The sequence below is a fragment of the Desulfobulbaceae bacterium genome (genome assembly GCA_015231515.1).
Classification (GTDB): domain Bacteria; phylum Desulfobacterota; class Desulfobulbia; order Desulfobulbales; family VMSU01; genus JADGBM01.
In genome coordinates this window covers 1-11,588 of the sequence record JADGBM010000094.1, presented here as the reverse complement: position 1 = coordinate 11,588, position 11,588 = coordinate 1, and the positions used below count along the sequence as shown (strand labels likewise).

The window sequence follows — 11,588 nt, the reverse complement described above, 5'->3', positions numbered from 1 at the left end:
ATTTGGGGGGTAGCGGTGGCTTTAGCTCCACGATCAGAAGCGGATAGCTTGAAAGTTACCCTAAAATCACAGCCTTCACTTGTAAAGATTGGCTCGGGCAAACCTTGTTCCTGCATGGCTTCAATGATTCTGTTGGTGCCACGACCCCAGGTTTCTATAATCTTTCTGCGGTAAAAAACATTGGCAATCTTGGGATTCCAAAGGTGGGACTCATGGGGGCCCAGGAGCTGTTCCACTTTCATGCCAAAGTGAAGGCCTCCGAAATTACAGATCTCGACACGATCATCGTAGACGGCCAAGGAAATACTTCCGCCACGAGAGCTGTAGTCACGGTGGATAAGGGCGTTGGCCAGTGCCTCCCTAGTTGCAAGTGTCGGTAAAGCAGGAATGTCGATTCGGTAGGGGTTGCCTTCTTCAAAGGTGCTGGCCACAGGAAGGTGTCGTATCAAGAATTCCTGCCCTCTAACGAATAGCTCCAGTGCATTGGCATGAACAATTTGACTATCGATGAATTCGTTTTTATTTAGCCCTTTGAATCTAGCCATCTTCAGGCAACACTGGGGATAATCAGCAAATATGGAATCAGATTTGGCAAACAGAGCCATTGCTCCGTTGGTAATGCCACTGTCGTTCATAAGGCCTAGACCGATCAGGGTCTTTTCCGGGTCACGATGTCCTGGTTCTTGCAGGCGTTGATTACGGATAGCCTCGTTAAGAGTTGTCAGGATCTGATCGTGGTCGAGATCATCTAAACTGCATTTCTCAGCAGGAAGTACCTCCCAAGGTGAGGGGCGAGTGGCGCGCCTGTCCAGCTCTGCACGGAAGTGGTCTTGTGGCATCCGCACAGTGGTAGGACCTTGGCGCATGAATGGACGGCCATCAAAGGTGTAGACTGTTTGCCCCTCACTAACAGAGAGAACCAGTACTACCTTGTGGTCAGCCAGTTCGACCTTTTGGGTTTCGGCCACCATGGCGGGTTCCAACTTGTTAATCTCCTGATAGAGTCCTTCAAGAGTTCCCTGACCAATGGTCTGACCAATGATTTCTCCTTGGTCGGTAACACCAATAATGACCTTACCACCTTTGCCATTGAGAAAGGCACAAAGTGTCTCGGCTATACGGGTTCGTTGTCCTGTGCTCTTTTTGAACTCGAGGGTTTCACTTTCCCCTTTAGCGACTAGTTGTTGTAGTTCTTTCAACTTCAAATTAACAACCTGTTACTACACAAACTATCCTCAGGTAAGGCTTGTCCTCCGTTTGCATACTGTCTTCATACCACTTGGTATAGTGCTGAAAAAGCTCGTTAACTTTTCGGAGTTCTTTTTCCTTTAACTGCTTTCGAGCTTCATTACTCATAAAGGCTTTTTCGGTAAGTTCCTTATTGAGATAAGCTTCCTTTTTTTCCTGGAGTTGAATTAACTCGTTGAGATAGTTATCAAGGCGGGGGCTCATAGCTTCGTTAAACTGCTCTCGCTTGTTGTGCATGTGTTGGAGAGCCCGATCGATATTTTGTAAGTAGATGTGCCAAGTTTATTTCTGAACCTGAATTAGGATGCTCCTGACGATCGATTTTAGTTGCCCTCAGGAATTCCTCAAGTGTTTTGATGCCCTTGCAGCTAGCTTGTTCGTAGTAAACGGCAAACCAGTCTTGAACGACAGGCAAGCCTCTTTTGTTTGGCATCATTCCGTATATGAGAAACCAGCTTTCACCCTGAGGGATAGTGGGCAGAGTCAACACTGGGGCTTCTCCTCTGCGAAAATGAGAGGAGGCTTTGTGAGATATCCAATCCATTAGCGGGTGGTTTTCCCAGAGCAGGTGAGCTTGTAACCAAGAATTGTCTGATTCTTCGGTACTGCGGTTACGCAAGGCCTTGATTTCTTGCTTAAGGTATTCTCGATGGGCGCAAAGGTGAATTTCTCCATTTTTGGTCACAATTTCCTTGGGTAGGTTTTTAAAAAGGTGTTTGAGTTCATCATTCAGGGTTATGGTAAGGATCTGACGGTCATCCTGCCTAGCTACCTGCAGCTTGTTCCGGCGCTGAACTTCTGTGAGGGCACGGGTGAAGTAGTCCCAGTCTGATTTGAAGAGTCGAGGAAGTTGCCCCTTTTTGACGATGGTCTCTTTGCCAGTGTGTATGGGTTTTTCTCCCCACATAATATCTAGAAAGTCTGGTTTTTCTTCAAGAGATTTCTCGAATTCATCAGAGCTAATTTCACCTTCCATAGCTTTTGCAGTGAGTTGCTCCTGAGAATCAACATCATAACCACCTAAGGCAGACGGATCACCAATACTTTTTTGAGCTTGTTGGTCTTTTTTGATAAGAATTTCTAGGTTGCGATTGTCATCCTTCACATTTTCGTTGCTGGATTCTGTGAGGAGATAGCAAATAAGCGGCTCCCGTTCTTGCCCATAGCGGTCGATACGACCATTACGCTGCTGAAAAGTCATCAATGACCAAGGAATATCAAAATGGATCATTTTGTGACTGAGGTAGTGCAAGTTGATTCCTTCGGAGGCTACATCTGATGCTATCAATAATCTAACCTTGCTGTTGGGGTCTCCAAAATCCTGAACTCGGCTCATTTGGTCGATATCAGACATGGAACCATTTAGCTCAAGAATAGCTCCGTCATTGAGATTCAGGTCCTTCTGTAAATTAGTTTTTAGAAAAGTCAAAGTTTCAAGGTGTTCAGTAAAGATCACCAGTCGGTCGTCAGAGGATTTTCCCGTCCAGTTCAATGCCGTTTTGTCTTTAAGTAGGGAAAGCAAGCTCTGATATTTTCCGTAGTTTTCTGCTGTGATGGCTTGTAATAATCCAGAAAGCTCTTTAAGTTTTTCGATGTCTCTGGCACAAGCTTTAGCATCCTCTAATTTGAGATTATCCAAAACCTTGGATTGGCGCTTCAGCCTTTCATTGACTGTTTTCAAGCAGGCCGCCGGACTGGAAAACATTGACTTTTCCAACACTGTTTTGAATAGGTGTTGACCTTTTACCTTTCGGCGGTCGATCATTTCCAATTTGAGGGTAGAGAGCTTTTCGTAAACGGATTCTTCTAAACTGCTGGCTATGCACATTTCTTTGCGGATAGTTCTTTCCTTGAAAGATTCCTTGACCTGTTCATTAATATCCTTCTTGAATCTGCGAAGATAAAGTCCTTTAATATCTTCAGGTCCATAGTTTTCAGGATCTGCAATTGCAGTTGGGTCAAGCATGTTCATCAGGCTAGCAAAAGACCTAGGGTTGCCGTCAAAGGGAGTAGCTGATGCTAAAATCATAGATTCTGAATGTTCGGCAAGTAATTTGGCTACTTTTGCTCGTTGAGATTTTTGATTTCCTCTTTCGGCAACATTGTGGGCTTCGTCAATTACTACAATATCCCAATGGCAGTTTTCCAAATAAACCCGGTATTCACTGTCGTTTTTTAGGGTGTCGATTGAGATAATAGTCTTGTCGTAGTAACTAAAGGGGTTGGCATTGGTGGGAATATTGTTTCTCACTTTTTGTAAGCCACTGGAGTCGAGCCTGACAAGAGGAATTGTAAATCTATGCCAAAGCTCTTTTTGAAATTGTGCCATTAGACTCTTCAAGGTGACTACAAGAATGCGTTTACCTCGCCCTCGGCGAATAAGTTCACTTAGCAGGATGCCTATTTCTATAGTTTTTCCTAGCCCAACAGCATCGGCAATTAGGATCCGTTGTCGAGGTAGTTCCAGAGCTTGTAAAGCTGGGTCAAGTTGAAAAGGAACATCATCAACAGCTCCTTGATGACCTAAATACAACTTGTTGTCAATGGGAGGAGTTTGCCTGAGAAGGCTTTCCACAAAAAGTTTTCCATGGATAAAGCGCTCAGAGTTATCTTGTTTTAGTTCTATGTCTGCTGGATCTAATATTTTGATGCCATTTCCGTGATCAAGTTCCAGTCCGTCAAGAAAGATTGATTCCTTATCCCTTACCAATTCAGAGATTCCAATAGCTGTAAGAGCTTTGGAATGACAACCTGAAATGGTATTAACCCGCTTAACAACCCATTCTTCACCTCTTATTTCAAGGCGCATTCCTGGGGCGTAGGTTGTCTGGGGCATTATTTTTACCCCTACAGAATTAATTCTGTCATTTATTTCTGCCTGTTGATATTTTCCAGTATTGGCAGACCTTATGTCTAAGCATAGCCCTTTCCTCTATCCATCGATAAATAACAGTAGGAGTTTCTTTTCATGACTTTATTTTAAGCAGCTGAATGTTTATGCAAACACCAACAGTTTGCAAGCATTTTTTTAAAGTTGTCGTTTTTAGTTAAAAAATATCTGTTTTACAAATATTTAATATCATGCCTGATCCTCGAAGAATTTCTAAGCGCTGCAGAAATCTATTTTTATAAATAAATGAGAGGTACAGAGAATACAGAGTTTTCAGCAATAAAAAGTAAAACTGCTAAGCAATTATTATAAATCCACTATTCCGGTCAGGCCTTTACGAATTAACATCACCGCAATAGCTGCCAACAGCAGGCTTGCCAGTTTAGAGGCAATTTTGGCTCCCGTTTTGCCTAAGACATTGGTAATAGGAGTTGCAATGACAAATATAAGTCCGGTTATTATAATGTTTACGATAAGGGCTACCGTAGTCAGTAAATGTCCATGAATGTTACTCAGGAGGATACAGGTGGTTAACACTGCCGGACCGGTAATTAGTGGCACTCCAATCGGTACAGCTCCTAGGCTTTCAGCATCGGTTTGTCGTTGCAATTTTTCTCCGGAAATAAGATCGCTCAAGGAAATAGCTAAAAGTAGAATGCCTCCGGCGATCATGAAATCTGAAACAGAAATGCCTAGGGATGACAGCAGAGACGGGCCGAACCATAAAAAGGCCACAGCAACAATGGTGGCCGTGAGAATAGATTGAATGATAATTTTTTTGAGCTGAGTTTTTTCGACCCCTTCAGTTAACGAAATAAATAAGGGCAGGACGCCAATCGCATCAACCGCCACAAACAAAGGTAAAAAACATTGCCAGAATTCTAAGAATAACATTTTATTTACCTATAATGACAAGGAAATTATAACACTCTCAAAGTATTAACAACATAGCGAAAAAAGCTAAGCTGTTTTAGTGCTGTTATTCAGCTGAAGAATCTTCTTCAGATTTCATCGCTTGTAGTTGTAAAAGCTTCCGTGCTGATATTTCTAGTTTTTTGAAGTCGAGTGGTTTTTCAAAGAAGTCATTCATGCCGGCTCGCAGGCAATCTTCTCGGTTTGTATTATTGGCATAAGCTGTGATGGCGATGATGATGCTGGGTGTTCTTTTCATCTTAATTTCCTGCTGCCGTATTCTATAGGCGGTTTCTAAACCGTTTATTCCAGGCATCATGATGTCCAGCAGGATCAGTTTATATTTGAAGATAGTCAACATCTTAAGGGCTGTTTCGCCATCATTGGCGACATCGACGATTCGGGAAAACTTGGCACTCAGCGTAGTTGCAATTTTCACGCTAATCGGATCATCATCAACAATCAAGGTGCTGTGTATAAATTCAAGATCACTATTCATTATTTCTGCTTTTGACATTTGCCTAAAAGGGTTTTAAGTTTCTGGAAACAGACTGGTTTGGCTATATAGGCATCCATACCAGCTTGCAGGCAGATCTTGCGGTCTTCATCGAGGGCATGAGCTGTAACCGCAATAATTGTGGCTGCCGGCCGGCCGTGTTTTTTTTCCAGATCACGCATTATTCGGGCAGTTTCTAGTCCGCTTATGCTGGGCATCTTTACATCAAGTAGGATGCAATCAAATTTTTGTGAAGCGAACAGCTCCAAGGCCTCTTCTCCGCTTTCTGCCGTCAGCACTTCTTGAGAGATTTTCTTCATCAGTTTTGCCAATACTTTCTGGTTAACAAAATCATCATCGACCACTAACACCCGTTCGGCTAAGCAGCAGATGGCCTCAGTCTCAGCCTCTTCTGTTAAGGTGAGTGAAGCTAATTCTTCCTTCATGACGGGCAGGATGACTTTGAAAATTGAACCTTGACCTTCCTTACTTTGAACCTCAATCGTGCCCTGCATCAACTTGACCAGTTTATCGACGATGGAAAGTCCCAGGCCGGAGCCCCCGTATAAACGGGTCATGGAATTATCAGCCTGTTCGAAGGATTCAAAAATATAAGTGAGACGGTCATCAGGGATGCCGATGCCGGTGTCTTCGACTATGATGGAAAGACTGGAAGCTTCGGGATTACAAGCTGAAATCTTGATGGTAACCGAACCTTCATGGGTAAATTTGATGGCATTGCCGACCAAGTTGCTGATGATCTGTTTAAGGCGTAAGGGGTCTCCCGTAAATATTTTAAACTCTTTGTCAATGGAAGAAGTGAAAGCTAAGTTTTTTCTGGCTGCTTCCATACTAAAAAGCTTCCTGATATCGCTGAGTAAATCTTCTAAGTCGAATTCACGGGGAAAAATAACGGTTTTGCCTGCTTCTATGCTAGTAATATTCAAGATGTCAGCGAGAAGGTTGGTCAGCGTTTCGGTACAGTTTTTGATATCAGTGACGCACTCAAATTGCTCTTCACTTAGTTTCGTGTCTTCAAGAACCTGAATCATACCGAGAATACCATTCATCGGAGAGCGCAATTCATGACTCATATTGGCCAAGAAAGTTGATTTTGCTCTACTGGCTGCTTCAGCGCGGTCTTTTGCTTTTATCAGTTCCATTTCCAGCTGCTTACGCTCGGTGAGATCTCGCCCTTCTGGGATCAGAAATTCAACATTGCCGGCGTCATCGTAAATAGGATGCATGCTATACTCTATCCACATTAGTGAGCCATCAGCGGTTAGGATTTCGATGTCATGGGCCATAACTTCACCATTAGCACAGCGTTTGATATCATCGAAGACGGTGTTGCGAACATCTTCACGATGAGTCCACCAAGGGGCATCATAAAATTTAAGGCCCTTGATATCTTTCAAGCGTATACCGCCAATCTTTAGTGGGGTATTATTGATGAAGATGATGTCGCCGTTAGGGTGCAGGATGCCGACAAAGGTAAGCATATCGTCGAGAAGTGATTGCTGAAATCTTTCTTGACGCCGTAATTCCTCTTCGGTTTTTATTCTTTCGCTGATATCTCTGGCTATGGTCACCATATATTCATGACCGTTGATGGCGAGATATTTAGCACCTACTTCCACAGGAAAAGAAGTGCAATCCTTGCGTTTATGACGGCCAACCATAGTTGTAGAAGTTATATTTTTGAAACGTTGATAAAATTTCTCCCAGTCGAAATTATTTGCAAAAGTGCTTTCTATTTCAGCAACATGCAGTTTTAAGATTTCCTCGCGAAGATATCCTAATGACATACACGCCCTATTGTTGCAGTCTAGGAAGCGCCCTGTACGAGCATCGATAACGAAAATGGAATCGCTTGATTCTTCAATCAAATGTCGGAACAGGTTCAGAGTTTCGGAAGATCTGCGGGCTAACTCTTCAGCTTCCACCCTGTGTGTTATATCAGTAAAGTATAGGTTTAAATAGTTACGCTCCGCAATATGGACAGCCTTGACTGAAAATGCCAGCTTATCAAATTTCATATCCAGAGTGTCTGATTTGCCGGACAGGCATAATTTAAGAAGCTTTTTTATGTCTATTAACAATGCGCCACTGATTGCCGTCGCCGCTTCGTTTTGGTAAAGAATCTTGCCAGTCGTGGAGATTCTTATCACAGGACTGGTGTTTTCAGATGGAAAGCGGGCTAGGTCGGCTATGTTAGCGGTAAATTCGCTCGTGTCCTCCATGTGCGTTGCTAATTAGTAAATATGCTCATAGCGGCTAGGATATGTCGCTTTTTCAGATATCTAACAAGTGGAGTAAATTTTTTTACTAAAATTATAACTTAAGGGTTTGAAAAACAATGCTTAAATGTTGATTTTTACCCTAAAAGCACCCTAGAATGGCCAATTGAGGCTAGAAGCTAAATATAATATTTCACCTCAAATTTATGTAGCGACATCACAGATTGATATGAATTAAGGCCACTTTGGCGCCTGGATTAGCTGTGTAGTGAATTCAAGGCTTGCTTGTTATTGAGGTGACAAAAATGAAATCCGTCAAATGGAAATTCAATTGCGCTTTAGCGTAATTTGGAACGGATTTTGATTATAAAAATAACTTCCTGCAACAAACAGAGCTCTTACAGAAAGTTAGGATTTTGAATTTATGCTTGGCAGAACTATAATTTTTTTATTTGCTTGATGATATCGAGGTCAATATTATTATCTATTTTCAAATTAAAGGGATTGGCAAGGACTTGGCATTTTTCTGTTTCATCGCCTAAGCAACTGACCACCAAAGAAGCTCCGCCAAAATTTTCGTCTTTAGTGTAACCATTGACTGTGACCAAGCATTTCATTTGTGCCGCTTTAGCAGCTTTTAAGCCGTTTTCAGAATCTTCCACGACAACACAATTTTCAGGTTTTATGCCCAATTCTTTCACGGCCAGCAGATAAACATCAGGGGCTGGTTTTTTGGCTTTAACCATGTCGCCGGCAAAAATTCCAGCAAAACGCTTGGCATAGTCTTGGCCGACAGCATGTACTAGAACGGCTTCAACAGATTCCACCGCAGAAGTTGAGCACATAGCGCAAGTCCAACCAGCGTCAATAGCTTCTTTAATCAGGCGCGGAATGCCGGGACGGGCTGGCACTTTTCCCGAAAAGATGATATCTTTATAAATGGCTGTTTTTGATTTATGCCAAGACTTGATTATTTCATCGATCTCCACACTGTTGCAAGGTTTTTTGAAAATGCTTAAAAAATCTTCATCGGCAAAGAGGCTTAACATCCTTTCTTTACCGCCGCCGATTTTTAATTTATCGCCATATTGTTCTACCGACCATTTCCAATCAACGCCTTTTTCAGCCCACATTTTGTTAAAAGCAGGCAAATGACCGTAGCGTTCGGTGTCTCCTAAAACTCCATCGCAGTCAAATAGTAATACATTATTTTTGTCCATTAAGCTTTACCCTCCGAGCCGAAGATTTTAATAAAGCCTTTGACCATATCTTTCATGCCCAATAAACTGGCGTCGATCAGTTTGATAGGATTGTATTCATGCGGTTTGGCACTCAGGTATTTGTTCAAACTGTCGGCATATTCAATTTTTAATTGAGTAGAAATATTAACCTTGGCCATACCACGGTTGATTAGGTCAGTAAAGACTTTTTGACTTAAACCGGTGCCACCGTGTAAGACTAAAGGAATCTTAACGGCGGCGATAATTTCGGAAACTCTTGCGGAGTTAATCACCGGCTCGCCTTTATAGGTTCCGTGTGCTGTGCCAATAGCAGGGGCAAAGCAATCAATGCCGGTTTCATTAATGAATTGTACTGCCTGTTCCAAAGGAATGATTGGACCGTCGTCATCGCTGCCAATACCATCTTCTACGCCTTTCACGGCTTCCACTTCACCTTCCACAGTGGCACCCATGTCATGTGCCATTTTTACGATTTCCTTGGTCTTTTGCATACATTCTGTAAAGCTGACGCTAGATCCATCATAGAGCACAGAATTCCAGCCAGCATTCAGACATTCTTTGATGACCTCTGGATAGGGGCAGTGATCTAAATGAAGAGTAGCTGGGATGCTGACACCTTTGGCCATTTCGCTAAACATATACTGGATCATTTTTGCGCCCCAGTACTTTACAGTTTTTACAGATACTTGGATGATGACAGGAGAATTTAATTCTTCAGCTGCTTTTAAAACTGCCAGCATGCTGACATCATTGATAATATTGAAGGCTGCTACTCCGTAACGCTCTTTAAAAGCTGGTTTCAGCAAATCATTCATTGAAACTATAGCCATTTTTGATCTCCTTATTGGTATATAAAAAAGTAAAGCACCGGCTTACTGAAAATTCAGTTTATTAGCGAATTTAAAGCTTCAAACCACTAGCTCAACAGGGTGGAAAATAATTAATTTTTATGCAGTTCTTGCTTGGCGATGGCTAGGCTTAGCGCACCGACCGAGGTAATATCCACTTCTCTCATTAGCTGAGCCGGAAGGTTACCGGCTGGATCAGCCTTGATTACATCATTTAATATGACGGGCATGGCCGGCATTTTTCGGTCGATTTTTGTAAAAAGCTGCTGATCAGCACAGCGTTCTTCCAGTTCTTTTTTAAATCTAGGGTAAAAGCATTTGTTGTTGGCAATGCTGCCTTCAATAAAGATGTGGCAGTTTTTATTAACGGCTTTTTCTCCCAAGCAAATCAGGGTTGCTAAAGTATTGTTAACAAAAACAGAAACAGCCTTAGCCATGATTGCCAGAGAGAGTTCTTGCAATTCGGCAAAGGCAGCTGCCGGCATACTTGCCCTGATTTCTGCGGATTTCGCGTTGCTACCGCCATCAGGTAAAGCACTCTCCCAAATCAGACCGACATTTTTGGAATCAGCGGCGGAAGTGAACCATTTTAGCACTTCGGCGCTTGCTAGTTGTGATCCCGCTTCTTTCGACTTTAAGATGACAGCTCGTCGCATAAAAGACCAGAGTCCTTTGCCGGCCACACAATATTGAAACTGACCGCCTTCAGTTTCTGTGGCCGGGAAAAGTTCAGGATCTTCCGCGGTGAGCATTTTAGCCCAAGAAAATAAAATAAAAATTTCATCTTCAGCTGTGGCCATTCCTGTGCCGCAGATGGATAGAAATGACGGCTCTGCAGCACTGAGGCCAGACATCATTACCGATCCAAGATGAGCCAAGGGACAGTCGCCTTCCAGATAGATTTCGGCTTTTTTAAGTTTGTTTGCGGTGAGAAAATTTTGCAGATTCTCGCAGAAATTGTGTGTTAACAGGTCTTTTTTATAATCCCTAGCAATTAGGTTTTTGACAAAAGGAACTTTGCTGGGATGTAAAGGTATGCCGTTGACAATGGCTACAGCGATAGAGACACCGATGATAGCATCGTCCTTGTTTAGATAATCTTTGAATTCGGGTTTCGTCAGTAGTAGATCAGCAAAATAATCATTAAATTCCGTCATGACTTCTGGGTTTGCTTTAGCCAGCAACTGCTGAACCTGCACCCTGCCATCTTTCATAGAGGCCAACATGATCTTGACATTTGAGCCGCCGATTGAAATAGTCAGGACGGGTTTATGGTTGGCGAAAATTTCCGCTTTGTTTCTGACTAACTGAAAACAGGGGAGCAATAATGTTTTGTTACCGGGAAAGGTATAGCCGGGAATGCCGTTGCTTTTGGCATAATCAAGTAGTTTGATCAAATCGCCGTCACGATCATTTTTTATTCTCTCAATCACTGTCATGCTAAATTTTTAACCGATGAATTATAAAATGATAAGCTAAAAAGATAACTCAGAAGTCAATTGATAAATCAATTTTGCTGCTGTTGCCGAAGTTAAAAACTGTCTGTTTATTTTCGCGGAGTCAGCAGTTCTTTTAGTAGTAAGAAACAATATCTTAGATTGGTGATCAGGTATCTTTTCCACATCCGCCGCGGTTCTTGATAGACTCTGTAGAGCCATTCGAGGCTGATATCCTGCATAAAGAGCGGTGCCCTTTTTACCTTGCCGGCCACGA

The 11,588-nt window shown here is 42.6% G+C and carries 10 protein-coding genes; all 10 read right to left on the bottom strand.

The genetic code is table 11. The features are described 5' to 3' along the window. Positions 1-1,205, bottom strand: a 1,205-nt coding sequence (locus HQK80_12645) for a putative DNA binding domain-containing protein (GenBank protein ID MBF0223052.1), incomplete at its 3' end; no start/stop codon positions are given. 1 nt (position 1,206) lies between these two features. Further along, positions 1,207-1,485 carry a hypothetical protein gene (locus tag HQK80_12640; protein ID MBF0223051.1) on the bottom strand — a complete coding sequence of 93 codons (279 nt, stop codon included), beginning with the start codon at positions 1,483-1,485 and terminating at the stop codon, positions 1,207-1,209. Next, on the bottom strand, positions 1,460-4,084 hold the full coding sequence (locus HQK80_12635) for a DEAD/DEAH box helicase (protein MBF0223050.1): 2,625 nt from the start codon (positions 4,082-4,084) through the stop codon (positions 1,460-1,462). The genes HQK80_12640 and HQK80_12635 overlap by 26 nt, the downstream gene beginning before the upstream one ends. A 360-nt stretch (positions 4,085-4,444) precedes the next feature. Then, on the bottom strand, positions 4,445-5,032 hold the full coding sequence (locus tag HQK80_12630; GenBank protein MBF0223049.1) for a MarC family protein: 588 nt from the start codon (positions 5,030-5,032) through the stop codon (positions 4,445-4,447). An 85-nt stretch (positions 5,033-5,117) separates the two neighbouring features. Beyond that, positions 5,118-5,549, bottom strand: coding sequence for a response regulator (locus HQK80_12625; GenBank protein MBF0223048.1), 432 nt, complete (start codon positions 5,547-5,549; stop codon positions 5,118-5,120). Next, positions 5,549-7,789, bottom strand: a complete 2,241-nt coding sequence (locus HQK80_12620) for a PAS domain S-box protein (protein MBF0223047.1) — start codon at positions 7,787-7,789, stop codon at positions 5,549-5,551. Before HQK80_12620 ends, HQK80_12625 begins: the two co-directional genes overlap by 1 nt. 434 nt (positions 7,790-8,223) lie before the next feature. Beyond that, positions 8,224-9,006 carry an HAD-IA family hydrolase gene (locus HQK80_12615; GenBank protein MBF0223046.1) on the bottom strand — a complete coding sequence of 261 codons (783 nt, stop codon included), beginning with the start codon at positions 9,004-9,006 and terminating at the stop codon, positions 8,224-8,226. Continuing rightward, entirely contained in the window at positions 9,006-9,857 is an 852-nt protein-coding gene (locus HQK80_12610) for a class II fructose-bisphosphate aldolase (GenBank protein MBF0223045.1), read from the bottom strand. The genes HQK80_12615 and HQK80_12610 overlap by 1 nt, the downstream gene beginning before the upstream one ends. Before the next feature lie 110 nt (positions 9,858-9,967). Next, entirely contained in the window at positions 9,968-11,314 is a 1,347-nt protein-coding gene (locus tag HQK80_12605) for a hypothetical protein (GenBank protein ID MBF0223044.1), read from the bottom strand. A 107-nt stretch (positions 11,315-11,421) separates the two neighbouring features. After that, the coding region (locus tag HQK80_12600) for a WecB/TagA/CpsF family glycosyltransferase (protein MBF0223043.1) at positions 11,422-11,588 on the bottom strand (167 nt) is incomplete at its 5' end.

What these genes read in the sequence shown, in the direction of transcription:
- HQK80_12630 (MBF0223049.1), bottom strand. Translation starts at nt 5,032, where the DNA reads ATGTTATTCTTAGAATTCTGGCAATGTTTTTTACCTTTGTTTGTGGCG.
- HQK80_12610 (MBF0223045.1), bottom strand. Translation starts at nt 9,857, where the DNA reads ATGGCTATAGTTTCAATGAATGATTTGCTGAAACCAGCTTTTAAAGAG.
- HQK80_12635 (MBF0223050.1), bottom strand. Translation starts at nt 4,084, where the DNA reads ATGCCCCAGACAACCTACGCCCCAGGAATGCGCCTTGAAATAAGAGGT.
- HQK80_12620 (MBF0223047.1), bottom strand. Translation starts at nt 7,789, where the DNA reads ATGGAGGACACGAGCGAATTTACCGCTAACATAGCCGACCTAGCCCGC.
- HQK80_12625 (MBF0223048.1), bottom strand. Translation starts at nt 5,549, where the DNA reads ATGAATAGTGATCTTGAATTTATACACAGCACCTTGATTGTTGATGAT.
- HQK80_12640 (MBF0223051.1), bottom strand. Translation starts at nt 1,485, where the DNA reads ATGCACAACAAGCGAGAGCAGTTTAACGAAGCTATGAGCCCCCGCCTT.
- HQK80_12615 (MBF0223046.1), bottom strand. Translation starts at nt 9,006, where the DNA reads ATGGACAAAAATAATGTATTACTATTTGACTGCGATGGAGTTTTAGGA.
- HQK80_12605 (MBF0223044.1), bottom strand. Translation starts at nt 11,314, where the DNA reads ATGACAGTGATTGAGAGAATAAAAAATGATCGTGACGGCGATTTGATC.